General features: G+C 40.7%; 24 protein-coding genes. 7 read left to right on the forward strand and 17 right to left on the reverse strand.

Translation table 11 applies throughout. The annotated features are described in order from the left end of the window. Positions 1 to 17: 17 nt before the first annotated feature. Genes RM553_RS00445 through RM553_RS00455 form a run of 3 tightly spaced genes read right to left on the reverse strand, consistent with a single transcriptional unit; the run spans position 18 to position 3,576 of the window. Complete coding sequence (locus tag RM553_RS00445; RefSeq protein WP_311532911.1) at positions 18 to 1,604, reverse strand: 4Fe-4S binding protein; 1,587 nt, start codon at positions 1,602 to 1,604, stop codon at positions 18 to 20. Between the two features lie 55 nt (positions 1,605 to 1,659). After that, positions 1,660 to 2,229, reverse strand: coding sequence for a transposase (locus RM553_RS00450; protein WP_311532912.1), 570 nt, complete (start codon positions 2,227 to 2,229; stop codon positions 1,660 to 1,662). Between the two features lie 54 nt (positions 2,230 to 2,283). Continuing rightward, positions 2,284 to 3,576: an NAD(P)/FAD-dependent oxidoreductase gene (locus RM553_RS00455; protein ID WP_311532914.1), complete on the reverse strand. Its 1,293-nt coding sequence runs from the start codon at positions 3,574 to 3,576 to the stop codon at positions 2,284 to 2,286. Positions 3,577 to 3,674: 98 nt separating this feature from the next. Here RM553_RS00455 and RM553_RS00460 point away from each other — a divergent pair, with 98 nt between their 5' ends. Next, on the forward strand, positions 3,675 to 4,382 hold the full coding sequence (locus tag RM553_RS00460; protein ID WP_311532916.1) for a DUF547 domain-containing protein: 708 nt from the start codon (positions 3,675 to 3,677) through the stop codon (positions 4,380 to 4,382). Positions 4,383 to 4,567: 185 nt separating this feature from the next. Here RM553_RS00460 and RM553_RS00465 read toward each other — a convergent pair whose 3' ends face one another. The 6 genes from RM553_RS00465 to RM553_RS00490 all read right to left on the reverse strand — a co-directional run bounded on the left by RM553_RS00465 (position 4,568) and on the right by RM553_RS00490 (position 9,107). After that, positions 4,568 to 5,125: a transposase gene (locus RM553_RS00465; protein ID WP_311532918.1), complete on the reverse strand. Its 558-nt coding sequence runs from the start codon at positions 5,123 to 5,125 to the stop codon at positions 4,568 to 4,570. A gap of 70 nt (positions 5,126 to 5,195) precedes the next feature. Beyond that, positions 5,196 to 6,164: an arsenosugar biosynthesis arsenite methyltransferase ArsM gene (gene arsM, locus RM553_RS00470; RefSeq protein WP_311532920.1), complete on the reverse strand. Its 969-nt coding sequence runs from the start codon at positions 6,162 to 6,164 to the stop codon at positions 5,196 to 5,198. Between the two features lies 1 nt (position 6,165). Next, entirely contained in the window at positions 6,166 to 6,978 is an 813-nt protein-coding gene (locus RM553_RS00475) for a purine-nucleoside phosphorylase (protein WP_311532923.1), read from the reverse strand. Next, positions 6,975 to 7,598, reverse strand: coding sequence for a TIGR04282 family arsenosugar biosynthesis glycosyltransferase (locus tag RM553_RS00480; RefSeq protein WP_311532925.1), 624 nt, complete (start codon positions 7,596 to 7,598; stop codon positions 6,975 to 6,977). The genes RM553_RS00475 and RM553_RS00480 overlap by 4 nt, the downstream gene beginning before the upstream one ends. Before the next feature lie 7 nt (positions 7,599 to 7,605). After that, entirely contained in the window at positions 7,606 to 8,664 is a 1,059-nt protein-coding gene (arsS, locus tag RM553_RS00485; RefSeq protein WP_311532927.1) for an arsenosugar biosynthesis radical SAM (seleno)protein ArsS, read from the reverse strand. Positions 8,665 to 8,771: 107 nt separating this feature from the next. Continuing rightward, entirely contained in the window at positions 8,772 to 9,107 is a 336-nt protein-coding gene (locus tag RM553_RS00490) for an arsenosugar biosynthesis-associated peroxidase-like protein (protein ID WP_143411608.1), read from the reverse strand. Between the two features lie 683 nt (positions 9,108 to 9,790). Between RM553_RS00490 and RM553_RS00495 the strand changes: the two genes are divergently transcribed. Further along, on the forward strand, positions 9,791 to 10,810 hold the full coding sequence (locus RM553_RS00495) for a helix-turn-helix domain-containing protein (protein ID WP_311532928.1): 1,020 nt from the start codon (positions 9,791 to 9,793) through the stop codon (positions 10,808 to 10,810). Positions 10,811 to 10,835: 25 nt separating this feature from the next. Then, entirely contained in the window at positions 10,836 to 11,480 is a 645-nt protein-coding gene (locus RM553_RS00500; protein WP_311532929.1) for a copper homeostasis protein CutC, read from the forward strand. A 120-nt stretch (positions 11,481 to 11,600) separates the two neighbouring features. On the opposite strand, the gene groL is transcribed toward RM553_RS00500, so the two are convergent. The 8 genes from groL to miaB all read right to left on the reverse strand — a co-directional run bounded on the left by groL (position 11,601) and on the right by miaB (position 18,777). Next, positions 11,601 to 13,241 (reverse strand): chaperonin GroEL, encoded by a 1,641-nt coding sequence (groL, locus tag RM553_RS00505; RefSeq protein WP_311532930.1) that lies wholly within the window; start codon positions 13,239 to 13,241, stop codon positions 11,601 to 11,603. Positions 13,242 to 13,340: 99 nt separating this feature from the next. Then, on the reverse strand, positions 13,341 to 13,616 hold the full coding sequence (locus RM553_RS00510) for a co-chaperone GroES (RefSeq protein ID WP_311532931.1): 276 nt from the start codon (positions 13,614 to 13,616) through the stop codon (positions 13,341 to 13,343). A gap of 144 nt (positions 13,617 to 13,760) precedes the next feature. After that, complete coding sequence (gene secG, locus RM553_RS00515; protein WP_311532933.1) at positions 13,761 to 14,093, reverse strand: preprotein translocase subunit SecG; 333 nt, start codon at positions 14,091 to 14,093, stop codon at positions 13,761 to 13,763. Positions 14,094 to 14,095: 2 nt separating this feature from the next. Beyond that, positions 14,096 to 15,019, reverse strand: coding sequence for a DUF8458 domain-containing protein (locus RM553_RS00520; protein WP_311532934.1), 924 nt, complete (start codon positions 15,017 to 15,019; stop codon positions 14,096 to 14,098). After that, on the reverse strand, positions 15,019 to 15,522 hold the full coding sequence (locus RM553_RS00525) for an LptE family protein (protein ID WP_311532936.1): 504 nt from the start codon (positions 15,520 to 15,522) through the stop codon (positions 15,019 to 15,021). The genes RM553_RS00520 and RM553_RS00525 overlap by 1 nt, the downstream gene beginning before the upstream one ends. Positions 15,523 to 15,609: 87 nt before the next feature. After that, positions 15,610 to 16,878: a sigma 54-interacting transcriptional regulator gene (locus RM553_RS00530; RefSeq protein ID WP_311532938.1), complete on the reverse strand. Its 1,269-nt coding sequence runs from the start codon at positions 16,876 to 16,878 to the stop codon at positions 15,610 to 15,612. After that, positions 16,856 to 17,299 carry a four helix bundle protein gene (locus tag RM553_RS00535; RefSeq protein ID WP_311532939.1) on the reverse strand — a complete coding sequence of 148 codons (444 nt, stop codon included), beginning with the start codon at positions 17,297 to 17,299 and terminating at the stop codon, positions 16,856 to 16,858. The genes RM553_RS00530 and RM553_RS00535 overlap by 23 nt, the downstream gene beginning before the upstream one ends. Positions 17,300 to 17,331: 32 nt before the next feature. After that, positions 17,332 to 18,777 (reverse strand): tRNA (N6-isopentenyl adenosine(37)-C2)-methylthiotransferase MiaB, encoded by a 1,446-nt coding sequence (gene miaB, locus RM553_RS00540; RefSeq protein ID WP_311532941.1) that lies wholly within the window; start codon positions 18,775 to 18,777, stop codon positions 17,332 to 17,334. Between the two features lie 136 nt (positions 18,778 to 18,913). Between miaB and RM553_RS00545 the strand changes: the two genes are divergently transcribed. From RM553_RS00545 to porK, 4 genes are all read left to right on the forward strand, one after another. Then, positions 18,914 to 20,167 (forward strand): LVIVD repeat-containing protein, encoded by a 1,254-nt coding sequence (locus tag RM553_RS00545; RefSeq protein WP_311532943.1) that lies wholly within the window; start codon positions 18,914 to 18,916, stop codon positions 20,165 to 20,167. A gap of 158 nt (positions 20,168 to 20,325) precedes the next feature. Next, complete coding sequence (topA, locus tag RM553_RS00550; protein ID WP_311532945.1) at positions 20,326 to 22,848, forward strand: type I DNA topoisomerase; 2,523 nt, start codon at positions 20,326 to 20,328, stop codon at positions 22,846 to 22,848. 6 nt (positions 22,849 to 22,854) lie between these two features. After that, on the forward strand, positions 22,855 to 24,015 hold the full coding sequence (locus tag RM553_RS00555; RefSeq protein WP_311532946.1) for a formimidoylglutamase: 1,161 nt from the start codon (positions 22,855 to 22,857) through the stop codon (positions 24,013 to 24,015). A 114-nt stretch (positions 24,016 to 24,129) separates the two neighbouring features. Next, on the forward strand, positions 24,130 to 25,494 hold the full coding sequence (gene porK, locus RM553_RS00560) for a T9SS ring complex lipoprotein PorK/GldK (protein WP_311532948.1): 1,365 nt from the start codon (positions 24,130 to 24,132) through the stop codon (positions 25,492 to 25,494). Positions 25,495 to 25,530: the final 36 nt, after the last annotated feature.

Here is a 25,530-nt window from a genome sequence, read left to right on the forward strand (position 1 = left end):
AAGGTTTTACTTACAATTTACCTGCTTTTCTGATTGATTAAGTCCAGTAAATCCACGTCATTTCCCAGTAAAACTTCTTCAGAATTTATCCTGCCTTCCTGCGGGCCGTCTTCCAGTTTTAGGACTCCCCGCGGGCAAACTGCAGAGCAAATTCCGCAGCCAACACAACTGGAACGAACAATGTTTTGTCCTTTTTGGGCGTAGGCCCTAACATCTATCCCCATCTCGCAGTAGGTGGAACAATTACCACAGGAAATGCACTGCCCACCGTTGGTAGTGATCCTGAAACGGGAAAAAAGGCGTTGCTGCATTCCAAGTACCGCGGCCATAGGGCAACCAAAACGGCACCAAACCCTGTTGCCGAAAATTGGGTAAAAACCAACCCCAACAACTCCTGAAAATGCTGCACCAATCAAAAAGCCGTACCATTGCCGCAATTGCCCGCCGTGCACAAAGAAAATATTGCCATTGCCGCTTAAATAGTTTATTCCGATTATTGCGAGGATGATGGTGAGATAAGCTATGGCTCCTTTTTTAGCATCTTCGGCAAGCTGTTCCCGCCTAAAAAGCATAATTAAAGCAAAGAAGAGTGTAAGGAAGCCGGCGGAGCCCCAGAGAAAAGCATCTTTACTAAGCCATGCTTCTCCGGGATTTTCATCAAGGAAACTGTACACCACAGCAATGGTCATTACCACCACAAAAACAAGCACACTGTGAATTAGCCAGCGTTCAATTTTCCAGGCTTTTAAAGATTTATCTGAAAGCTGGCGGTATGGATCGCCGGCAGTTTCAGCTAAACCGCCACAACCGCAAACCCAGGAACAATACCAGCGTTTCCCGTACTTGTAGGTTAGGATAGGAGTGATAATAAAGATGGAGGCAATTCCGAAGAAAAGCATGATAAGTCCAATATTTCCTGCGGAAAAAAACGTTTCCAGCTTATAATCGGCAAAAAGGTCATAATTGAGCGGCCAGATATTCGCCGGATTAAAATAAGGCTGGTTTAGCCTCATTAATATTTCGGGAATCAGGAAAGCGAAACCAAGCTGAAAGAACATTACGGAAAAAGTACGGATCACTTCGTAGCGGTTGTGGCGGTACTTCAGAATAAATTTATAGCCGAATACAAGAATGGCAAGTGTATAGAGTGTGCCATACATAAACCACTGGCTGGCCGGATTCCCGCTTATAAGCCTGCTTAGCGGATCAAAAAGGGCAACAACACCGGTGTTTTGGCCATCGGGATTTAATCCCAGGTATTCCGGGAACCAATAGAGTACAATGTAAAGCAGTGTAAGTGCGATTGCTAAAATCCATGCCCAAAAGCCGCGGCCGCTAAGGGATTTAAACCAGACCCCGTCATTCTTTATCCCCGCGTGTTTACCCAGGTAAGCATCGTTGGCAAAAACGACAGTTCCTAAAGTTATTAGGCCAATTGAAAGACTTAGGAAAAGTGTTTTATTAGGAAAATTAATATTGAATGCCGCTAAAAGAAGAATTGCCAATCCCATCAAGCCAATCGCAGAAGCAATTTTTTGAGTGTTGGAAATTGTCTTTGGCGGTTCTCCCGTGAGGGACATATTATGATGAATTTTTGTGCTCATTATGTTCTTATTAAAACCTCAGAAGTCTTTGAGACCTGTGAGGTTTGAATTTTTACTATTCTAAAAACAGTTCCGCTGTATCTTCTAAAACTTCTGTTCTTCTGGAATAATGTACACCAATAAAATTTTTTCTGTCATGAAATAGCTCAAAGATTTCTTTACGTTGGAGCAATGTAGGTTTTTCAGAAATAAGGCTTCGGAAAGAAGAATGTTCGTAACTGCTGAAATCATCTGTAAAGTTATGATGTTCAGGATTTAGATGAATATAAAGAATTAGCGATTTCAGGTATTTTTCATCTTCAATTTTTTTTCTTTGGAACCGATCCTGGAACAGGCTTCCGGTTCTTTTATACCCTTTGTTTATTGCCTTGGCGTATGCGTTGAAAAGGTTTGAGAAACTTCTGGAAATCTTTTTAGAATCTGTTTTCTCTTTGGTTCTTACCAATAGGTGAAAATGATTTTTTAATAAGCAATAGGAATATATATCAGCTGCAGTTGCCAGGTATTGTCGCATGAGCTCCAGAAAATAGATGTAGTTTCTTTTCTCAAAAAAGATATCTTGTTTATTGTTACCACAATTGTATATGTGATAATATTGTTCTGGTATCAAGGGTTCATACTTCATAGTTCTCGGGCCTATAGACCTCACAGGTTTTTAAAACCTGTGAGATCTGAATAATCACTTTTCCTCGTTTACAAGATCGTTTTTAAAACTATTGAAAATTTCCTTTTCATGCCGGTCGTAAAATTCCGGGTCAAAATTGGCTTCACGTAAATTTGCCAGGACATGATTTATTGTTCGCCCTTCATTTAACCAAAGGTCAAAAACTTCGTGGCGCATACGTATTCCAAAGGTGTTAATGCCGTTGAACTTATTGTTTTCAGTATTAAAAGAAATGGTAATAGCTTTTGTGCCATCTTTATGTTGCCAGTTAAAATGCTGTTCATTAACTTTTGGTTCTGCCCAAACCCAGCCATAAGTCTGGTACTCGATATCAAAAAATTTAGCGCTGTTGAACCAGTTCCCGGGATTATACCTCATTTTTCTGCCGGTTAATGTTTGCGCTACTGCTTCTCCCATCATTCTGCCAGTGTACCAAACCGCTTCCACCGCCTTACGCTGGCCATTTACCTCCCGCTGCTGGGCGCAATCTCCAATAGCATAAACACCGGGAATATTAGTTTCAAGATAATTATTTACAAGAATCCCTTTGTCGATTTCCAATTCGGTTTCTCTAAGGAAATTTACATTCGGCTTTACCCCGGTACATAAACCCACAAGCTGGCAGGATATTTCTTCCCCGTTTTTTGTGGTTACCGCACGTACTCTTCCGTTTTCATCAGAAAGAATTTTGTCCAATTCTGTCTCATGCCGAAGAGTGACGCCGTGAGATCGTATATGTTCAGAAATCATTTTTGCATCTGTATAGGGCAAAACGTTGCTCCAAAAAGCTTTTTCCCTTACCAGGATTGTAACTTCAATGTTTCTTGTTCGTAGCATTTCTGCCAGCTCCACGGCTATTAATCCACCGCCCACCACCACGGCATGCCGGCAGTTCGCAGTATTTTCTTCCAGAAGCTGCAGGTCCTGTTTGGTAATCAGTCCCTGTACGCCTTCTAAATCCTCACCTTCCCAGTCAAATTTATTATAAACAGAACCTGTGGCGATTATCAGTTTGTCATAAATTATCGGATCACCAACGGCAAAAAATAAGTTTTTGGAATCAAAATCTATTTTCTCAACCCGGGTATATTTCAGTTCAATATTGTTTTTCTCCCAAAACCAATCTTCATATGGTTTTAAGTGTTCCCACTTCATATGGCCCATATACACATACATTAAGGCGGTTCTTGAAAAAAAATATTCGCTTTCATCTGAGATTACGGTTATCTTTTTATCCGAATTTTTCCTGATATGCCTTGCCGCGGTAATTCCTGAAATTCCATTCCCAATGATAACAATGTGCTCCATATTTTTTTATAGTTTTAGAGGGTTTGGGAGATAATGGTGTTGCTTTTGTTGTGAAGGTTTAGACGAAGATTTCTTCTTAAACTAAAAATAAATACCAGATGAAGCATTTTACCTTTTTGATATTCTTTTTTTCTGCCTTTCTTTCAGCACAAAACCAAGCTGAATTCCTCAATAAAGCGGATAATTTTTTTCGTACTTATGTGGAAAACGGCAAAGTAAATTACGCCGAAATTAAGGAGAATAGCAATGAATTAAAGGAAATATTGAACCTTGCCAAGAGCTTTAACCCAGACCCTTCAAACAGTGATAATTTTAAAGCCTTCTGGGTCAATGCTTATAATCTTGCGGTGATAGATGGAATAGTGAAGGGCTATCCGGTAAGTTCGCCATTGGATATTAAGGGGTTTTTTGATGAAGAATTGCATAGCCTGGGTCAGCAGTCGGTTACTTTAGATAAAATTGAACATGAAATCCTTTTTGACAATTTTCCTTCAGAAGCAAGGTTTCATTTTGCCCTTGTTTGCGCCGCTAAAAGTTGCCCGCCTTTAGCTTCCCATGCTTATAGACCTGAAAAAATTGAGGAACAGCTGGAACAACAAACCAGGAAAACCCTAAATGATCCTGATTTTATCAAAATTGAAAAAAATAAGCTGCTGCTTTCTGAAATATTCAAGTGGTACAAAAACGATTTTACCATAAACGGTGCGAGTCTTCTTCAGTATATAAACAGCTACAGGGAAAATAAAATTCCTGAAGATAAAAATATTGACTTTTATGATTATGACTGGGGTTTAAATGAATTGTAAAATAGCATCAGGATTTTATAATGTTAACACCCCATCCATCTGGCTTCAGTTCCGAAGAGAAGAACATTGAAGCGAATCAGTATTTGGCCTTTTAAACTCATTTAAATTTCTGAAATTCGGAATTTTAAACCTGACAGGTTTCCAAAACCTGTCAGGTTTGGCCGGTGTGGTAAGCGTGGTGGAGTTTATTCAAAAATCATTGCTCTTAAGACTTCATTTTTTAAATTTTTGCGATGACAATGGATAAATTTAAAATTGTCTTTATCATCAAATAAAGTCATTACTTCTGCCCTGGCTAAAGAAGTATCTTTAGAACTTAAAAGTGATTTATAGGAAGAATAAGTGTACTTCCGAAAATCGCCGATTAAGTTATGTGCTTCCGGATTTAGATGAATATAAACAATGAGTTGCCTTAAATAATCTTCACTGCCTATTCTTTTTCTTTTAAATGGTCTTTGAAAGAGGCTCCCGGTTCTGTTATATTTCTTGTTCAGCGCTTTTGTGTAAGCATTGAAAAGATTTGAAAAGCTTTTCGAAGGATTAGCGGCTTTTTCTTTAATTCTTACCAGAATGTGAAAATGGTTTTTAAGTAAGCAATAGCAATAGATATCTGCCACAGGTATAAGGTGTGTTTTCAGAAGTTTTAGAAAGTGAAAATAGTTTTCTTCCTCAAGAAAAATATCCTGCTTATTATTTCCCCTGTTATAAACATGGTAGAAGAAACCATTTTCCAGTTTATCCATTTTTCACGATTCAATTTAAATTTCTGAAATTCGGGATTTTAAACCTGTCAGGTTTGGCTACTGTTAACTACTAGCAGCAGCCACCGCCATCATAATGATAAGTGGATGCGCTTATAAAAATATCATCCCTTCCCAAATCGGCTAGTGCTTTCGCTGTTTTGTCGCAAACCGCCAGTGGCTGATTTTGCAAAAGCACATGCCCTTTGTTATCATCAAAATGATCTTCATTTCCATAATAAATAGCAGCTTTCCCTGTAAAAATACATGGCCCGTCTTCAGGCATGGGATCTTTAATAGCGGCAACTTCTACAGATTCTATGTAAATCAATTCTTCTGTAGGATAATGCATTGGATCCAGGATGCGGTAAGGTTTACGCGCCCTGATTTCAATAGTTCCAAAGCCGGCATCGGCCAGGGCTTTTACATATTCATTTAAAGGGAGGGAACCGCTTAAACATAAAGCTCTAAGGCGCTCATCGTTGCGAAGTTCATCATTCATTGGCTGTTCACAAACCGGATCGCTCATTACGAGCCTGCCGTGAGGTTTCAGGACGCGGTACATTTCTTTTAATGCCTTTGTGAGGTCTTCCGTTTTAAAAATATTAAAAAGGCAGTTTTGTGCGGCAACATCAATAGAATTGTCTTCCACAGGTAAATCCAGGGCGTCGCCTTTCTTAAGGTCTACAAAACTGCTTTTAAACCATTCATTCTGAAGTTCGGCTTCAATAAAATTTTTTCTTGAAGCTTCCAGCATTTCATCAACAGAATCCACACCAATAACGCCACCTTCTTTCCTTGAAAAATAGGCGAATTGAAGCAGTTCCATTCCGCCGCCAACGCCTACATAAAGAATCCTTGGATTGTTGGAAAGATCCCTGGGATGTACCGTACTGCCGCAACCGTAGTTCATCTCCTGCATAATCTTCGGGATTTTAAGCCCGGGCAATTCCCACACAGGATTTGTAGTGCAGCACAAGCCAACATCTGGAGTTAATGCGGCATCGCGATAGACATTTTTTGTGGTTTCAAGATAGCTCATGTTACAGCGATTTTATGACTTCTTTAAAAAGGGTGATCATTTGCGGTTCCGCTTTTGCGGCCATAGCTAATATATCTTTAATATCTACCGGCTGAAGATTATCAGGATTTCCTTCATCTGTGATCACCGATACTGCAGAAACAGGAATATTCAGGTGGTTTGCCACAATTACTTCCGGCACCGTACTCATTCCCACGGCGTCTGCACCAATAATTTTTAGATACCGGTATTCTGCCCTGGTTTCCAGCTGAGGTCCTAAAACTGCGGCATATATCCCTTTATGCAGTGTAATATTATTATTTTTAGCAGCAGACTCCAGGGCTTTATTCATTTCTACATCGTAAGGCTGACTCATATCCACAAAGCGTTCTCCCAAATGCTCCACCCCGTAGAAGGCGAGGGGAGAACCACCCTGCAGGTTAATATGGTCATCTATAAGCATAATTTCACCTTTTTTGAAGTTGAGGTTAATGGATCCAGACGCATTGGAAACCAGTAATTTTTTTATACCTAAATGCTTCATCACCCTTACAGGATAGGTCACATCCTGAAGCGTATAGCCTTCATATAAATGAAACCGCCCCTGCATAACGATAACTTTTTTGCCTTCCAGGGTGCCATAAATAAGCTTTCCTTTGTGAAATTCTACAGTAGCGGTAGGGAAGTAGGGAATGTGGTTGTAACTAGCTTCAGCTTCAATATCTATTTCGTCAACAAGCTTCCCAAGGCCGCTGCCTAGAATAATTCCAATTTCCGGTGCATCAAAGCCCCGGGATTTGAGAAAATCTGTAGATTCTGCTATTTCTTTGATCATTTTGGTTGGTTTAAGAATTTTTGGAAAGCAGGATGATCTATAATGTCTGATAACACATCAACATCATTCCGCTCTTCAAGTAATTTAATCTGGTAATTTTTTAAATCTTCCAGTGTGGATTGTAGCACAGAATTGCTTCCCCACATCTTATTTCTAAATAAATCTGAATTTAAGGATTTCATTCCTAATAAATAATAACCTCCGTCTTCGGCCGGGCCAACAACAACATCGTTTTCTTCAAGTTTTTTAAAAGCCTGTTCCAGGTCCTGCTGTTCCAGATCATACAAATCGCTGCCAATAATTATAACTTTTCTGAACCCGTCTTTAAAACCCTCACGAAAAGCATTTTGCATACGTTCTCCCAGGCTTTTTCCCTGCTGAAGTTTTTTTTCGAAAACCTGCTTTTCCCAAACATCATGATGAGAAATTTCTTCAGAATAAAATACCCGCTTTTTAACCGGAAGATTCTTCGTAATAGAAACCGTGTGCTCCAGAAGAAATTTATAGATATCCAGGGCAGCCTGCTCTCCTGTATCTTTGGCAAGCCGGGTTTTGACTTTGCCTAATTCGGGATTTCTGGTAAAGATTAAAAGGAGGTTTTTTTGCTGATTTTCCTGCATCAAAAGATTATTTAGTCACGCTTCCCTGGCAGCTGCTTCCCGCACCGGCCGTACAGCCGTAGCAGTGTTGGGAAATAATGATTTCCCTGTTGTTAAGCAGACCTTCATTATAATCACTAATATGTTTTACTTTACTGTTTACCTTAAGTTCCAGCATTTGGTTGAAATCACAGTCGTAAAGCCAGCCGTCCCAACTTACGGAAATAGTGTTGGTACACATTACATTCTCTACCGCAGCGGGATTATAAGCTTCCACGAGGGAATACATGTAATCTTCATAATTTTCGGAAGCGATTAAATATTCCAGAAACCGGCTAATGGGAAGGTTGGTAATGGCAAAAAGATTATTGAAATCAATATCAAAATCCTTTTTAAGCGCTTCCTTAAAATCCCGTTCCATGGCTTCCTGGTTAGTTGGCAGAAATGCCCCGGCGGGATTGTAGACCAGGTCCAGTTTAAGTCCACTGCTTTCCCTGGCGTAACCTGCGTTATTCAGCATTTGTAAGGCTTTAATAGATTTATCAAAAACCCCATTGCCCCGCTGCTTATCTGTTTTCTCTTTTTTGTAAAAAGGAAGGGAGGAAACTACATGCACCTTATGCCTTTTAAAGAATTCCGGCAGATCGTGGTACTTCTTATTGGCCAGGATAATGGTAAGATTAGACCTAACAATAAAATCACTGATTCCTGCTTTGGAGGCTTCTTCCACAAACCAGCGGAAGTCCGGGTGCATTTCCGGGGCGCCGCCGGTAAGGTCCAAAGTATGGGCGCCAGTTGTTTTTATAACTTCCAGGCATTGCAGCATGGTTTCCATGCTCATGATTTCCTTCCGGTCGGGCCCGGCATCTACATGGCAATGGGAGCATACCTGGTTGCACATATATCCCAGGTTAATTTGCAGAATTTCCAGCTTTTTCGGTTTAAGTGGAAAATTACCCGTCCCGGAAATTTTATCTTTAAACCTCGGCAAATCTCCCTCTGCAAATATTCCGCCTTCCAGGAAATCTATCTGGTTGGTGGCACTTGATAATTTATTTTTTCTAGCTTTTAAAGATTTTGTGGACATAAAGGAATTAGGTAAGCCCAAACTTCCTCTGTAATTCTGTAATAAGAAGCTCTCAGGCAGAAGAAATTGAGATGTTTCTAGTTTTAGACGAATGGCTTCAGTTGAAATTACATACTTAGCTTTTTGTATTTATTCATCATTTGTACCCCATGAACAAGGGTGGCGCCGCTTTCTATAGCCGCACCGGCATGTACCGCTTCCATCATTTCTTCTTTGGTTATTCCCCGCTGTAGTCCGTCTTTGGTATATGCATCAATACAATAGGGGCATTTAACCACATGGCTTACGGCAAGCGCAATTAAAGATTTTTCCCTGGCAGAAAGTGCCCCCTCTTCAAATACTTTTCCGTAGTAGTCAAAAAATTTATTGCCAAGTTCTTCGCTCCATTCTGTTATTTCACCAAACTTCCTTAGGTCTGCGGGATCGTAATAATTTTTAGACATAATTATTTTTTGGTTTAAATATAAGGAATATGAGCAGCCTCTCCGCTTTAAACAAAATAAATAATAACAAAGAAATGGAAGTTAAGAGAAGGTTCGGATTCAACAAATTCTAAAGAAAATTCAAAATTTCAATCTGAAGGTTTAGAAATAGTTAAAGAGAATTTCCACATTCTTTAAAATAGAAGAAAATTCCTTAAATTGGAAAACATAACCAAAGAAAGGATGAAAATCTAAAATAGCTTCTTCTTTTTGTTGAAGTCCTGGTAAATTCTTCTAAAAAGAAGAAAAGAAACGATAAGAACAAGAAGAGCTTCCAGGGCGAGTAAAATATAGAATAACATCATAGAACTTAAGATTTGTGGACAAAAGTGTCAATTTCCGGCCTGTTGGTGCGAATGGATAAATGTCTCGATATTTCTGGATCTTTGTTGACGTTAATCACATAATTATGGTCATGTTAGCGTGTAAATTTTTGATGCTGTGCCAGATGTGGGTACACTTATAACGTTTTTCACACGACTGTTGCCTGTTTAGCCATAATGTCCTGGTGGAATGTTTGGGAATTATTGGCAAATATTAATTTTACTACTTCTTGCCCGTCTTTCGGGATGTTTTTTACAAATTGTTGAACTTTTCAGGCCCCGCTGCGGGCGATTACAAGTGGCTTTTCAAGCCTCATATTTATGAGAATAGACGTTAAAACCCTACCAGTAAGCGAAGTAATTCATGATTTAGCAGAGTCTTTAAACGCTCCCATTATTGATGGCAGTGGAGAAATAACTTTAAATCTTCCCGGGGAAGTTGGGGAAGGATACATAAGAGGTGCTAATTTTGATTCCGGGATTGGGATTATTACTTACAATTGCAAATTTTACCAGGATGTGGAAATTTGCTTTACTTTAAACTCTGTACATCCTCTTAAATTTATTTTTTGTTCTGAAGGTAAAGTGGGCCATTCATTTGAAGATTCCCATAAGATAAATAATATAGATACTTACCAGAACATTATAGTTTCCAGTAGCGGGTACAATGGGCATTCACTTCATTTTAAAGCGAACGAGGCTGCTCACGTGGCAAGCCTGGAAATAATAAGATCTATTTTTACTCACCGCGCCAATTATGACTTTAAAGATCTGGATCCTACTTTAAAAGAACTTTTTAAGGATGAGGTTTCTGAAAAGCAATTCTTTTACCAGGGGAACTACAGTATTAAGGCTGCCGATTTGATGGATGAGATTAACCGGGAGGATTTTACCGGCTTTTTACGCTCCCTCTTCCTTGAGGGAAAAGCTTTTCAAATGCTGGTAATACAGATTTCCCAATATCAGGATGATGAAGATGAAGACAGGCTGCCCCAGATATTGAGGAAATCGGACATAGAGAAAGTAAATTATGTGGCGAAAAGAATACAGGGGGATCTTGGAAGTAATTTAACGGTGGAAGCCCTGGCTAAAGAGGCGGGGACAAATGTGAACAAACTGCAGGAAGGTTTTAAGTACGTTTACGACCTTACGGTAAATAAATATATGCAGCATATTAAGTTAGAAGCAGCAAAGGATATGCTGATTAATTCTGAAAGGAATATATCAGAGATCGTAGTTGCTATAGGCCTTAATAACCGCAGTTATTTTTCAAAAATCTTCAAGGAAAAATATGGGGTTAATCCTAAATATTTTTTGAAGACAAGGAAAAAGCAGGATTGATTTTTTTTGAAGCTTTATCTCTAAAATGTCAAATTTTGCCAATTATATTAAAGAAGCTTGTGTAGAATCTTTGGAGCAGGCCATTGCTGCAGAAAAAAATGGCGCCCACAGAATAGAACTCTGTGCACACCTTGAACAGGACGGGTTAACACCTTCAAAGCAGTTGATAAGGAAGGTCAAATCTCAAGTTAACATTCCGGTGCGGGTTATGATACGTCCAGGGGCGGGAAATTTCATTTATTCTGAAGCAGAACTCGAAGAAATGAAAGCTTCAATTGAATTTTGTAAAAATGTCGGGGTAGAGGGCGTGGTCTTCGGAATTTTAAATGAAGATAAAACGCTTAACCTGAAAGCGATTTCAAGATTGGCCAAAATAGCCAAACCTCTAAAAGTGGCCATCCATAAAGCGATTGATGAAACACCTGATATTTTAAAAGCTGTAGAAGAATTATCTAATATTGAAGAAGTAAACACGGTTCTGACCTCCGGAGGAAAAAATACCGCTGCTCAAGGCATTCCGGTTTTAAAACAAATGCTCAAGATTGCCAAAAACCGCCTGGAAATAATGCCGGCCGGAAATATAACCATCGAGAATATTGAAAATATTCACCGAGGGTTGGGAGCTAAAGCATACCACGGTAAATTGATTGTAGGAGAATTGGAACCCTAAAAATTAGGGAAAAACCAAATTAGGTTTTTTAAAAAATAAAGAACCCGCTTCAACTATCTGAAACGGGTTCTTTTTATTATAAAAAAGTCTAACGTCTAAAAGCTAACGTCTAACTTCTTCTTACATCATTCCTGGCATTCCGCCACCCATTCCGCCTGGCATTCCACCGCCACCTGCGTTATCTTCAGGGATGTCGATCAATGCACACTCAGTAGTAAGGATCATTCCGGCAACAGATGCAGCGTTTTCAAGAGCTACACGGGTTACTTTCTTAGGATCGATAATACCGGCTTTCATCATATCAACAAAAGTATCGGTTTTAGCATCGTATCCATAGTCTTTTTCACCTTCAAGTACTTTATTGATTACTACAGATCCTTCGCCACCTGCGTTTTCAACAATCGTTCTTAGCGGAGCTTCGATTGCACGGGCAATAATCTGTATTCCTGTACCTTCGTCTGTATTTATGGCTTCAAGAGCTTCAAGGGCTTTAATGGCGCGTACAAGTGCCACACCACCACCGGCTACAATGCCTTCTTCCACAGCCGCACGGGTTGCATGAAGCGCATCGTCCACACGATCTTTCTTCTCTTTCATCTCAACTTCAGAAGCAGCACCCACATAAAGTACGGCAACACCACCTGCTAGTTTAGCAAGACGCTCCTGTAGTTTCTCTCTGTCATAGTCAGAAGTAGTAGATTCTATCTGGGCTTTAATCTGGTTTACACGGTCCTGTATAGTTTGATTGTCTCCGGCACCGTTAACAATTGTGGTGTTATCCTTATCGATAGCCACTTTTTCTGCAGTACCTAACTGATCGATCGTAGCGTTTTCAAGGGTGAAGCCTCTTTCTTCAGAAATAACGGTACCTCCTGTAAGAAGCGCAATATCTTCCAGCATTGCTTTTCTTCTGTCTCCAAAACCAGGAGCTTTTACGGCAGCGATTTTAAGAGAACCTCTAAGTTTGTTTACCACTAAAGTAGCAAGGGCTTCGCCGTCTACATCTTCAGCAATAATTAAAAGTGGTTTCCCAGACTGGGCTACCGGCTCAAGAATTGGAAGAAGATCTTTCATCGCAGATATCTTCTTGTCGAACAAGAGGATATAAGGGTTTTCAAGATCTGCGGTCATTTTCTCACTGTTGGTCACAAAGTATGGAGAAAGATAACCTCTGTCAAACTGCATTCCCTCAACCACATCTACATAAGTATCTGTTCCTTTTGCTTCTTCAACGGTAATTACACCTTCTTTTCCAACTTTTCCGAAAGCCTCGGCGATCAATTCACCAATATGGTCATCATTATTAGCAGAAATAGAAGCAACCTGTTTTATTTTTTCAGAAGAATCCCCAACTTCTTTGGTTTGATTGGCAAGATCTGCAGTTAATGCTTCCACTGCTTTGTCTATACCTCTCTTAAGATCCATCGGGTTTGCGCCCGCGGCTACGTTTTTAAGGCCTTCTTTAACGATAGCCTGAGCAAGAACGGTAGCAGTAGTCGTGCCGTCACCGGCAAGATCGTTGGTTTTGGAAGCTACTTCTTTCACCATTTGCGCTCCCATATTTTCGATTGGGTCTTCCAGCTCAATTTCTTTTGCAACGGTTACCCCATCTTTGGTAACGGTAGGCGCCCCAAAAGATTTACTGATAATCACGTTACGGCCTTTTGGGCCTAAAGTTACTTTTACTGCATTTGCAAGTGCATCCACACCACGTTTAATTCCATCGCGTGCCTGAATGTCAAATTTTATATCTTTTGCCATTTTTTATTAATTTTTATTGTCTTCCGCCGCCGGGGCGGAAAGAATTGGTTAATTAATTTTTTAGTTGATCTTATATCGGGAATTTCCCGCAGAAAAGATTTATACTATTGCAAGTATATCGTCTTCCCTCATGATTAAATAATCTGTACCTTCAAGTTTAAGTTCGGTACCGGCATATTTGCCATAAAGAACCATGTCTCCAACATTCACGGTCATTTCGTGATCTTTTGTCCCTTTACCTACTGCCACAACTTTTCCTCGTTGTGGTTTTTCCTTAGCGGTTTCAGGAATGTAAATTCCCGATGCAGTTTTTGTTTCAGCTGCTGCAGGCTCAATAAGAACTCTGTCTGAGAGCGGTTTAATGTTTAGTGCCATTTTTTAATTTTATTTAGGTTAATTAATTTTTTAACTCGGTACAGTATAATTCGAAAATTGTGCCAGTGAAAAAAGACTGACAATTATCAAAAAAAAATGCCAGCTTGTCATAAGCTGGCATCATTTCTATGGTGGTTAAATTCTTTATTGCTGATCTTCTACCGGTTGTTGTGGTGCAGGTTGCTGCGGTACATTCATCTCCACATCTTCATCGCTTTCAAAAACTCCCGAAGAAGAAGTGCCGTTGCCCATAATAGTCACATTAGAAAGTAAAATAAGCACCAGTAACAGTGTTGCCAGTGTCCAGGTACTTTTATCCAGAAAATCATTGGTTTTCTGTACACCACCTACCTGTTGTCCTCCGCCGCCAAAGGAAGAAGAAAGGCCACCTCCCTTAGGATTTTGTACCATAATTACCACGATTAGCAAAAATGCTACTATAACTATTAAAGCTAAAAAAATTGTGAATGTGCTCATTATCAGTCAGTATTGTTATCTTGTAATTTTTCTATTGCCCGAATTTGGTCTGCAAAGAAACCACTTTTTTCGGGATTTTTCAAAATTAATATTTTATATGCCTGGATGGCTTTTTTATAGTTTTTCTGCTCGAGGTAAACCCGCGCCAGGGTCTCTGTCATCAGGGCTTCAGGGGCAATGGCATTACGCTCTGCCAGGTTGGCTTTGTTGGCAGATTTGCCTGGTTTTATTTTAGGGCTTTTGGAAATAAATTCGTCAATAAGATCAAATTTTTTGTTCTGCGGAAAAGTTTCTTCCCCGTTATCCTCATTTTCCTCTTCATTGCTATTTTCTGAAGAATCTTCCCTCGCTACCGGTTTTGCTGAAGTAAGGCGCAGCCATTCCGAAAAAGAATGTGATTCTGAAGCATTAAAATCAAGCGGCTCCCCAATTCCCAGCTCTTCTTCTGCTGAAGGTTCTTCTGAAATTTGCGCTTTTTCAGCCTCTTCATTTGCTTCTTGCTGAGGAAGTTTTTCCGGACGTTCGAATAAAGCAGGATCCATCACCCTTTCAGATTCAGACTGCTTCATTTTTATAGCTTCATCTATAGCGATGCTGCGCTTGCCAAAAACCTCTTCGGCTTCAAAAACCGGAATTTCCTTCAGCCGTTTTTCCTGCTGCTTAATTTGTTCGGCAATTTTATTCTGATTGAATTCCGCAGAGGTGATGTAATCGAAAAGTATACTCCTGTCTGTGGTATAGGCGGCGGCTTTTTTTAAGGCAGAATTGTAGCTGAAGGACTGGTGCTCTTTTAAGCCTTTAAGCCTTAGTGCTCTTGCCGCCTGAAAATAGGGATATTTTCTCAGGATTTCTTCAAAAAGTGAAGTGTCCCGGGCAGATACCTTTCCGGGATTCTCCAGCAAATATGTGAAATCCTTTATTTCCATTACCAGTCAGTTAGAGCCGCGTTAAAAATATCCTGGGTTATGCGGGTAAAAATTTCGTCTACTGCGGTTTCCAGTTCGCTGCCCACCAGGGTCACGTTCGCGTCATAATCATAATAAAAAGAGAACGTCCTTTCGAAATCTTTCTCCGGCTCCAGGGTGTTGTAGTAGCGCACATTCACGGCAATGGTGAGCCTGTTTTGCGCGGCGGTGTTATCTGCCGTGGCCGTCATGGGAGCAATATAATAATCTACAATTTCTCCTTCAAATATGAGATCACCATTGTTGTTGGTGAGGTTAAGGTTGGTCTGGTTCAGGATTAAATCCTGAAGCGAAAGCGTGAATTGCCTCGCTATCCCTGGCTCCACCAGGTCTGCCTGGTTCTCAAAAAAGTTGACCTGGAAGGTTTCCGCGTTTCCAATATCGGCGCCTGTAAAAGAATAAATTCCGCAGGACTGCAGTGTCAATAGTAAAGCGGAGCAAAAAATTAACAGTGATTTTTTCATGATTTTTTAAAGGCTGTGGGCCATTATCTTTAATTGAAGAGGATTGTTTATACTCAACATTGAGCATTAAACATTAAACTTTTCCACTTAAAGGTTATATTGTTTTATTTTCCTGTAAAGTGTCCTTTCGCTTATGCCCAGTTCTTCGGCTGCGGCTTTGCGTTTCCCGCCGTGGCGTTCCAGGGATTTTTTTATAAGCTCCAGTTCCTTATCCTGCAAAGAAAGTGTTTCTTCCTCCTGAATTTCTTCCGCGAAATAATATTTGTCCTTATTATTATCCTGAAGTTCGTGTTGCGGACTGTTCTGCGGAATTTGTAATACTTCCATCCCGTCTTCTTCCAGTTCTTCCGTGTCTACATCTGTCCCGTCTTCGCCATAGATCTTTTGGATAAGGCCTTCATTTTCGTCCTGTACTTTCTGGGAATTGCCGTCTTCCATCAGCTTTAGGGTGAGTTTTTTAAGGTCGTTCAGGTCATTTTTCATGTCGAACAAAACCTTATAAAGAATTTCCCTCTCATTGCTGAAGTCTCCTTCTTTTCTTTTTTCTGAAATAATCGCGGGCAAATTACTGCCAATATCGGGAAGGTAATGCTTTAAACCTTCGGCATTAATACTTCGCTCCTGTTCCAATACCGAAATTTGTTCGGCAATGTTCCGAAGCTGACGAATATTTCCGCCCCAGCGATACTTCTGAAGCAATTCCACCGCGTCGTCTTCCAGCCTGATGGTAGGCATCTTGTATTTAAGGGCAAAATCTGAAGCAAATTTTCTAAACAGCAGATGAATATCCCCTTTCCTGTCCCGCAGGGGAGGGAGGTTGATTTCCACTGTACTTAAACGGTAGTAAAGATCTTCCCGGAATTTTTCCTTTTTTATAGATTCGAACATGTTAATGTTGGTGGCGGCAACAATGCGCACATTGGTTTTCTGAACTTTGGAAGACCCCACCTTTATAAATTCGCCATTTTCAAGAACACGCAAAAGCCTCACCTGTGTAGGTAGCGGCAATTCTCCAACTTCGTCAAGAAAAATGGTGCCGCCATCGGCCACTTCAAAATAACCGCTGCGGGTTTGGGTGGCGCCCGTAAAAGCGCCTTTTTCGTGCCCAAAAAGCTCACTGTCTATGGTTCCTTCGGGAATGGCCCCGCAGTTCACCGCTATGTATTTATTGTGTTTCCTGTGGGAAAGGGCGTGGATAATTTTTGGGATACTTTCTTTTCCAACCCCGCTTTCCCCGGTAACCAGTACCGAAATATCCGTAGGGGCAACCTGAATGGCCTTCTCTACGGAGCGGTTGAGTTTTGGGTCATCTCCAATAATGCCAAAGCGTTGTTTAATTGCTTGTACTGATTCCATTAGTTAGTCGTTTCAGGTTTTTAAGTTTCAGGTAGCGAAACTTATTGCCCTGGTAGTGTTTTTTATTTAGATACGAAATGAAATTTTTTAATTTCCCACTCAAATTTTCATAATCTTTTACAATCCTGTCAAATTCTTCTTTATCAATATAATTAAAGTCAAATACTCGGTGAAGTTGAGACCTTACTTCTCCAGCAGATCCCTTTGCTATAGAAAGAAATTGTCTAAATTCAAGATTCCCATCTCTTTCAAATCCTTCAGCAATATTATCCATAATAGATCCGGAAGAGGATTTAATTTGATGTTTTAATTTAAAATCAGATTTTAATTCGGTCTCAATAGTTATAATATGGATGATTTTCGCCAATCTTCTTGCTTCTTTCCATATTTCCAGGTCTTCAAATTTATTTACTGTGGCCATTTATTTGAAACTTGAAACTTGAAACCTGGAACTTAATTGTTATCACTATAGCCAACGGCTTCCCCAATTAAGGTGGCGCTGGTACAGTCTTCAATCTTTACGTTAACAAAATCTCCAATTTTATAATTTTCCTTCGGAAAAACAGCCACGGTGTTTTGCGAAGTCCTGCCGCTCCAGTGCGCGTCAGATTTTTTGGATTCCTTCTCAATGAGCACTTCCACGGTCTTACCAATAAATTTTTCGGTATTGTACCTGCTGTGTTTTTGCTGAAGGTTAACAATTTCAGTGAGCCTTCTTTTTTTAACCTCTTCCGGCACATCATCTTCAAATTTACGCTCGGCCATGGTACCGGGCCTTTCAGAATAGGCAAACATAAACCCGAAGTCGTATTTAACATATTCCATAAGGCTTAAAGTATCCTGGTGGTCTTCTTCAGTTTCAGTAGGGAAGCCGGTGATGATATCGTGGGAAATTCCGCAATCGGGGATCAGTTTTTTAATATTATCGATCATTGTGAAATATTCCTCACGGGTATGCAGGCGGTTCATTTTCTTCAAAATCCTGTCGCTGCCACTTTGTACGGGCAGGTGAATGTATTTGCAAATATTGCGGTATTTGGCCATGGCCTCAATCACATCCATGGTCATGTCCTGCGGATTGGAAGTAGAGAACCGGATCCTCATCTTAGGCTGGGCTTCAGCAACAAGTTTTAGCAGCCCGGCAAAATTCACTGCCGTGGCTTTCTGCATTTCCGAAGCATTTTTAAAATCCTTTTTTAATCCGCCGCCATACCATAGATAACTGTCCACGTTCTGGCCCAGCAGGGTAATTTCTTTATAGCCTTTCGCGGCAAGATCATTCACTTCTTCCACAATGCTTTGCGGGTCACGGCTGCGCTCACGCCCCCGGGTAAACGGCACCACACAAAAAGTGCACATATTGTCACAACCGCGCGTTATGGAAACAAAAGCTGAAACGCCGTTAGTTTGCAGCCTCACCGGAGCAATGTCTCCATAAGTTTCTTCTTTGGAAAGGATCACGTTTACGGCGTTGCGGCCTTCTTCCACCTCGTTAATGAGATTTGGCAAATCTTTATAAGCATCTGGCCCAACCACCAGATCAACAATTTTTTCTTCTTCCAGGAATTTGCTTTTAAGGCGCTCGGCCATACAACCTAAAACGCCCACCTTCATATTGGGATTGATCCTTTTTACGGCATTGTATTTTTCCAGGCGCTTGCGCACGGTTTGTTCGGCTTTTTCACGAATAGAACAGGTATTCACCAAAACAAGGTCTGCCTCTTCTAAGTTCTGGGTGGTGTTAAAGCCTTCTTTTGAAAGGATGGAGGCCACAATTTCGCTATCGCTAAAGTTCATCTGGCAACCGTAGCTTTCAATAAAAAGCTTGCGGCTGTTCTCCGCTTTTGGCTCCATAACCAGCGTGTTTCCCTGTTGTTTTTCGTCTAATATCTTCTCCATAATTCAGTAATGCCTTTGCGGTATTTTGACGGGCAAAGATAAGGCGAAACAATTTTATGACAAAGTGACAGTGATTTTTTTCCAAAGTTCACGCAACCTTTTTCAAAAACCATCATCTAAGAAGAAATCAACCATCATGAAAAAACGAACATTTATTTTATTTCTACCTCTGTTTCTTGTTCTTTTCAATGCCTGTGAAAAACAGGATTCCGCAGAAGAAGAAACCTATGAAGTCGCTGTGCCTATCACGCAGCCAATCGCAGAATTTCGTTCTTCTGTGAAGATCCAGGAACCAAAGGCTATAATCGAAGCCGGGAAAATTTATTCCTATAAGGATTATGTATTCGTAAATGATAAATACCAGGGAATACATATTATTGATAACAGCGATCATTATGTGCCTGAAAAAATTGCCTATCTCAAAATTCCCAAAAATGTGGATATCGCGGTGAAGGATGAGATGCTTTACGCCGATAGCGGAATGGACCTGGTGGTTTTTGACATTTCAGACATTAATAATATTAAACAGGTGGAGCGGCTGGAGAATGTTTTTCCCAATACCAATTATGTGGTTCCCGAAGGAGCGGCATTTGTGGATAATCAAAATTTCGACCCGCAAAGTGAAGTTGTTGTGGGCTATGTGATGGAAAGCAGGAAAATTGAAATGACGGATTATGGCGATGATATTGTTTTTTTTGACAATGCCGCGGAAGTCAGTTATTCGTCAGGTGGAGGAAATTCCGGTACGGGTGGCTCCATGGCCCGTTTCAAAATTGTTTCAGATTATTTATATGCGGTGGACCAGCAGAGTATAATGGTTTTTGATATTTCTTCCCTTACAGACCCGCAGAAGCTTTCTGAAGAATACGTGGGCTGGGACATTGAAACAATTTTTAACGAAAAAGACCATTTGTATCTTGGCAGCACCACAGGTATGTATATATATAGTATAGAAGATCCTGAAAAACCAGCTTTTGTTTCCCGGGTGCAGCATGTAATGGGATGCGATCCTGTGGTGGTAAAGGATGATATTGCTTACGTAACCATTAGGGGAGGAAACTGGTGTGGACAGGAGGAAAGCGAACTGGTGCTTATTGATGTTTCCGATAAAGCTGCTCCACAAACCCTTGGTGCCTATGTGATGGAAAATCCCTATGGGCTTGGCGTGCGTGAAGATAAATTATTTGTTTGCGACGGCACCGCGGGACTAAAAGTGTACGATTTAACCAATACCCCCGATCTTGTTCTGGCAGATCACTTTCAGGATGTTAACACCTATGACGTAATTCCACTGGAGGATGTCCTGCTAATGATCGGGGATAATATTCTTAATCAATACAATTATAAAAACAATGAGGTGAATTTAATAAGTTCCTTCAGTTTGAATTAATTGTTTTCTTTTGTTTGGTTTTTTGGAAGGCCCGCTTGGTAGCGGGCTTTTTTAATGTTTCCTTAGTTGGTTGTGACGGATTTTAAATGGGAATATCCGGGAGAATTATCAGGTTAAAAAAAAATTGATATACTTTTGTACCGATAAAGAAAGAATCTATGGCAAAGAATTTAGTGATTGTGGAGTCTCCTGCTAAGGCCAAAACTATTGAGAAATTCCTGGGTAAAGACTATAAAGTTACCTCCAGCTTTGGGCATATTGCAGATTTGCCTACCAAAGAGCTTGGGGTAGATACTGATGGGGATTTTACACCTAAATATATAGTATCAAAAGACAAGAAGGATGTAGTGCGAAAGCTAAAAGGGCTTGCGAAGGATGCTGGTATGGTGTGGCTGGCCAGTGATGAGGACCGGGAGGGAGAGGCTATTGCCTGGCATCTTGCGGAAGAGCTGAAACTTGAGAAGGAGAAAACCAAAAGAATAGTGTTCCATGAGATTACCAAGTCTGCAATTCTTAAAGCCATTGAAAATCCCCGTGGCATAGATTATAACCTGGTGAACGCGCAACAGGCAAGAAGAGTGCTGGACAGGCTTGTGGGATATGAGTTATCCCCGGTTTTATGGAGAAAGGTTAAAGGCGGTCTTTCTGCCGGAAGGGTGCAAAGTGTTGCGGTGAGGTTAATCGTGGAGCGCGAGCGTGAAATTCAGAGTTTTACGGCAGAAGCTTCATACCGTATAGATGCGGAATTTGCCACAGAAGAAGGAAAGACTTTTAAAGCAAGAGTTCCGAAGAATTTTGAAACTAAAGAAGCTGCCCAGAAATTCCTGGAGCAGAATTTAGGGGCTAATTTTAAAGTTGCCGAACTTTCCACGAAACCTGCAAAAAAATCGCCGGCTCCACCTTTTACAACTTCCACACTTCAGCAGGAAGCATCAAGAAAATTGTATTTTTCAGTAAGTAAGACTATGACCATGGCCCAGCGACTTTATGAAGCCGGTCATATTACCTATATGAGAACTGATAGTGTAAACCTTTCTGATGATGCACGAAAAGGCGCGAAGCAGGAAATCCTGAAAGCTTATGGTGAGAAGTATGCGAAGACCAGGCAGTTTAAAGGAAAAAGTAAGGGCGCCCAGGAAGCGCACGAAGCAATTCGCCCTACCAGTTTCGAAAATCATAGTGTGAATGCAGACAGGGATCAGCAGCGATTATATGAACTTATCTGGAAACGCGCCATCGCTTCGCAAATGAGTGAAGCCCAATTGGAACGCACCAATGTGAAAATTGAAGCCGACAAGCATGACAAACAGTTTACCGCGAACGGGGAAGTATTGAAATTCGACGGATTCTTAAAGGTTTACCTGGAAGGATCTGATGAGGAAGATGAAGAGCAAAGCGGAATGCTTCCTGCCCTGAAAGAAAATGAAGCACTGCAGAATTTGTTTATTTCGGCAACCGAAAGATTTACACGTCCGCCATATCGTTACACCGAAGCTTCGCTGGTTAAAAAACTGGAAGAATTGGGGATAGGCCGGCCTTCAACTTATGCGCCAACCATTTCCACAATTCAAAACAGGAAATATATCGAAAAAGGCTCAGTAGAGGGAACAGAAAGGAATTATGCCCAGCTTATGCTGAAGAAGAATAAAATTTCAGAGAAATCTTTAACTGAAACCGTGGGTAGTGATAAGGGGAAACTTGTTCCTACCGCAACCGGAATGGTGGTTAATGATTTTCTGGTAAATCATTTTTCCAATATCCTGGATTATAATTTTACCGCCAGGGTAGAACAGAATTTTGATGATATCGCCGAAGGAAACGAGGAGTGGACGCACATGATGAAAGATTTTTATAAAGATTTTCATCCCCATGTGCAGGACGTGGCCAAAAATGCCGACCGGGAAGTAGGGGAGCGCATTTTGGGTGAAGATCCCGAAACAGGCAAGCCGGTTAGCGTAAGATTGGGAAAATTTGGGCCTATGGTGCAGATTGGATCAGTGGAAGATGAGGAAAAACCAAAATTTGCCAGCCTTGGACCAGACCAGACTTTAGATTCCATTACTTATGAAGAGGCGATGGACCTTTTTCAGCTTCCGAAGAAATTAGGAGAATATAAAGGAGAAAATGTTGAGGTGAATAACGGGCGCTACGGACCTTATGTAAGATTCGGAAAAAAATTCGTCTCACTCGAAAAAGGAGAAGATCCTTTAAATGTCGATTTTGACCGGGCGATGGAGCTTATCAAAGAAAAGGAAAAAGCAGATGCTCCTATTTATGAATACGAAGGCCTTCCGGTTCAAAAAGGAGTCGGCAGATTTGGCCCGTACCTTAAATGGAACAATATCTTTATTAACGTCAACAAAAAGTACGATTTTGATAATCTTTCCGCAGAAGATATCGAAAGCCTTATTGAGGATAAGAAGAGAAAAGAGCGCGAAAAGGTGATCCATAACTGGGAAGAGGAAGGGATACGTGTGGAAAAGGCCAGGTGGGGCAGGTCCAATGTGATAAAAGGCAAAAGCAAGGTGGAATTGCCAAAAACAGTAGATGCGCAAAAACTTACTTTGGAAGAGGTTAAAGATATTCTTGAAAAGAATACGAAAAAGAAGAAACCTGCAAAGAAAAAGGCATCGGCAAAAAAGAAGACTACAGCTAAAAAGAAAACCACGAAAAAGAAATAAGAGCCTATGGATTTTGATTTTTTGAGTCCGGTAGATGGAGATTTACTGGATGAAATTTCAAATTTAGATAGACAATCTATCGGTGCCAATATAAAATTACATACTGCTGAAGGGGGAATTCCTGAGATGGATGATGTTCAGGTGGCAATTATAGGAGTGAAGGAAAACCGCCTGTCGTCCAACAGGGATGATGCGCTGCATTTTTATAATATCCGCTCTTCTTTTTACAGTCTGTTTCCCGGCAACTGGCACATTAACATTGCAGATTTAGGAGATATAGAAAGGGGTGCAGAGGTGGAAGACACTTATTTTGCGGTGCAGAGCCTTGTTGCCCAACTGGTAAAAAAGGATATTATTCCGCTCATACTTGGCGGGAGCCAGGATCTCATTTATGCGCAATATCGTTCTTACGATACCCTCGACCAAATGGTAAATTTGGTCAATATTGACCGTAAATTTGACCTGGGCGATGCCGATAATCCGATTTCCAACGAGTCCTACGTAGGAAAAATCGTAATAAATAAGCCCTACAATTTATTTAATTATTCTAACGTTGGATACCAGACGTATTTTAATTCCCAGAATGAAATTGAATTAATGGAGCGCCTCTTTTTTGATGCTTATCGTTTAGGGGAAATAAGTGCCGATATTTCCCAAATTGAACCTGTTATGAGAGATGCTAACCTGGTTGGCATAGATCTTGGTGCAATCAATGCCGCCGCAATGGGGCATGGGCTTCATGTATCCCCAAATGGATTTGACGGAAAAGAAATTTGCGCATTGGCGAGGTATGCGGGAATAAGTGATAAAGTTTCCTCTTTCGGGATTTACGAATATGATTCCCGGTACGGATCCTTAGGAAACATGCTGGTTGCGCAGATGATGTGGTATTTTGTTGAGGGAGTTAATTTCAGGACCAACGAGAATACTATTTCGGCAAAACAGGAGTTTATAAAGTACCAGGTTCCTGTAGATGAAGATATATTGGTCTTCTTTAAAAGCCCGGTTAGCGGGCGCTGGTGGATAGAAATTCCGTTTTTAGCAAATGTGAATACTAAATTAAAAAGACATACGTTATTACCTTGCAGTGAAGAAGATTACCTGGAAGCTTGCAACCAGGTTATTCCCGAAAGGTGGTACAAAGCCAAGAGAAAAAACGAAGTTTAAAAAATTTTCAGACAATAATTTGATTTACTGTATTTTTATCGAAAATATTGTTTTTTATAAAATATTTAGATAGGTTTACCGCCGTAAATCGAATGTCTTAACCTAGGAGAAATTATGAAGAAGTTTATTTCGCTAATTGCTGTTCTGGCCTTGCTTGCAGGCTGTGGTCGTAGTGATCGGGGGCAGCTGGTAGGTGCGAGAGGTAAAAAGTGGAATCCGGAGAAACCTTATGGTATGACATTGATTCCTGGGGGAGCTTTCATTATGGGTAAATCTGATGATGATATTGCCGACCAAAGGAATGCCCCACCCAAAACAGTTACTGTTCGTTCTTTTTATATGGACGAAACCGAAATTACCAATGCTCAATACAGGCAGTTTGTTAACTATGTAAAGGACTCCATAATCAGGGTGCGGCTTGCTATAATGGCAGAAATGGAAGGTGCCGTTCCCGGAGATGGCGGTATTGGAGAATTTGCCTTTGCTGATGCAGATCCCGAGAATATGACTCCTTATGAGGAATACATGCTCAATGCTTATGGCGAGGGAGGCCCCAGCGATACTTACGAGAACAGAAGGCTTAATAAAGACGTGGACCTTTATACAGAAACAGAGGATTATCCTGATGTTTATTACGCTGAAGTGATGGACTCCATGTATATTCCTTTAGATGAAGCTTATAACGGCCAGCGCACTATAGATGTTAAAAAGCTGAAGTTTAAGTATTCCTGGATGGATATTCAGGCTGCTGCCCGGTCTAAAGAAAACCGTAGTAATTTCATTAAGACTGAAGAAATTTCTGTTTATCCGGATACCACTGTCTGGATCAAGGATTTTAATTATTCCTATAACGAGCCTATGCATAATGATTATTTCTGGCATAGCGCTTTTGATGATTATCCCGTAGTTGGGGTTTCCTGGAAACAGGCCCGTGCTTTCGCACAATGGCGTACGATGTACCACAACCAGTTTAGACAAGGCAAAGATCTTGAGAATGTTCCTACTTACCGTTTACCCACCGAAGCAGAGTGGGAGTATGCTGCTCGTGGTGGCCTGGAAGGTGCAACATATCCCTGGGGGGGGCCTTATGCTAAAAATGATCGTGGATGTTTTATGGCCAATTTTAAGCCTCTTCGCGGGGACTACGCGGCAGATCAGGCATTGTACACTGTAGAGGCCAAATCTTATGAGCCTAATGATTATGGCTTGTATAATATGGCCGGAAACGTGGCAGAGTGGGTGTTTTCTTCTTACGATCCCATCTCTTACGAATATATGTCTACAATGAACCCTACCGTTAATAATCCTGACGATATGCGTAAAGTGGTTCGTGGCGGTTCCTGGAAGGATGTGGCTTATTTCCTTCAGGTGAGTTCCAGAGATTATGAATATGCAGATTCTGCAAGAAGCTACATCGGCTTCAGGACTGTGCAGGATTATTTAGGGACAGACGTTACCCTTAACCAGTCCAACAGATAAGAACCTTAAATTTACTCAAACAATAAAAACCTATTT

The organism is Autumnicola tepida, from assembly GCF_031846485.1.
Lineage (GTDB): Bacteria > Bacteroidota > Bacteroidia > Flavobacteriales > Flavobacteriaceae > Autumnicola > Autumnicola tepida.

What these genes read in the sequence shown, in the direction of transcription:
- RM553_RS00445 (WP_311532911.1), bottom strand. Translation starts at nt 1,604, where the DNA reads ATGAGCACAAAAATTCATCATAATATGTCCCTCACGGGAGAACCGCCA.
- RM553_RS00450 (WP_311532912.1), bottom strand. Translation starts at nt 2,229, where the DNA reads ATGAAGTATGAACCCTTGATACCAGAACAATATTATCACATATACAAT.
- RM553_RS00455 (WP_311532914.1), bottom strand. Translation starts at nt 3,576, where the DNA reads ATGGAGCACATTGTTATCATTGGGAATGGAATTTCAGGAATTACCGCG.
- RM553_RS00460 (WP_311532916.1), top strand. Translation starts at nt 3,675, where the DNA reads ATGAAGCATTTTACCTTTTTGATATTCTTTTTTTCTGCCTTTCTTTCA.
- RM553_RS00465 (WP_311532918.1), bottom strand. Translation starts at nt 5,125, where the DNA reads ATGGATAAACTGGAAAATGGTTTCTTCTACCATGTTTATAACAGGGGA.
- arsM (WP_311532920.1), bottom strand. Translation starts at nt 6,164, where the DNA reads ATGAGCTATCTTGAAACCACAAAAAATGTCTATCGCGATGCCGCATTA.
- RM553_RS00475 (WP_311532923.1), bottom strand. Translation starts at nt 6,978, where the DNA reads ATGATCAAAGAAATAGCAGAATCTACAGATTTTCTCAAATCCCGGGGC.
- RM553_RS00480 (WP_311532925.1), bottom strand. Translation starts at nt 7,598, where the DNA reads ATGCAGGAAAATCAGCAAAAAAACCTCCTTTTAATCTTTACCAGAAAT.
- arsS (WP_311532927.1), bottom strand. Translation starts at nt 8,664, where the DNA reads ATGTCCACAAAATCTTTAAAAGCTAGAAAAAATAAATTATCAAGTGCC.
- RM553_RS00490 (WP_143411608.1), bottom strand. Translation starts at nt 9,107, where the DNA reads ATGTCTAAAAATTATTACGATCCCGCAGACCTAAGGAAGTTTGGTGAA.
- RM553_RS00495 (WP_311532928.1), top strand. Translation starts at nt 9,791, where the DNA reads ATGAGAATAGACGTTAAAACCCTACCAGTAAGCGAAGTAATTCATGAT.
- RM553_RS00500 (WP_311532929.1), top strand. Translation starts at nt 10,836, where the DNA reads ATGTCAAATTTTGCCAATTATATTAAAGAAGCTTGTGTAGAATCTTTG.
- groL (WP_311532930.1), bottom strand. Translation starts at nt 13,241, where the DNA reads ATGGCAAAAGATATAAAATTTGACATTCAGGCACGCGATGGAATTAAA.
- RM553_RS00510 (WP_311532931.1), bottom strand. Translation starts at nt 13,616, where the DNA reads ATGGCACTAAACATTAAACCGCTCTCAGACAGAGTTCTTATTGAGCCT.
- secG (WP_311532933.1), bottom strand. Translation starts at nt 14,093, where the DNA reads ATGAGCACATTCACAATTTTTTTAGCTTTAATAGTTATAGTAGCATTT.
- RM553_RS00520 (WP_311532934.1), bottom strand. Translation starts at nt 15,019, where the DNA reads ATGGAAATAAAGGATTTCACATATTTGCTGGAGAATCCCGGAAAGGTA.
- RM553_RS00525 (WP_311532936.1), bottom strand. Translation starts at nt 15,522, where the DNA reads ATGAAAAAATCACTGTTAATTTTTTGCTCCGCTTTACTATTGACACTG.
- RM553_RS00530 (WP_311532938.1), bottom strand. Translation starts at nt 16,878, where the DNA reads ATGGAATCAGTACAAGCAATTAAACAACGCTTTGGCATTATTGGAGAT.
- RM553_RS00535 (WP_311532939.1), bottom strand. Translation starts at nt 17,299, where the DNA reads ATGGCCACAGTAAATAAATTTGAAGACCTGGAAATATGGAAAGAAGCA.
- miaB (WP_311532941.1), bottom strand. Translation starts at nt 18,777, where the DNA reads ATGGAGAAGATATTAGACGAAAAACAACAGGGAAACACGCTGGTTATG.
- RM553_RS00545 (WP_311532943.1), top strand. Translation starts at nt 18,914, where the DNA reads ATGAAAAAACGAACATTTATTTTATTTCTACCTCTGTTTCTTGTTCTT.
- topA (WP_311532945.1), top strand. Translation starts at nt 20,326, where the DNA reads ATGGCAAAGAATTTAGTGATTGTGGAGTCTCCTGCTAAGGCCAAAACT.
- RM553_RS00555 (WP_311532946.1), top strand. Translation starts at nt 22,855, where the DNA reads ATGGATTTTGATTTTTTGAGTCCGGTAGATGGAGATTTACTGGATGAA.
- porK (WP_311532948.1), top strand. Translation starts at nt 24,130, where the DNA reads ATGAAGAAGTTTATTTCGCTAATTGCTGTTCTGGCCTTGCTTGCAGGC.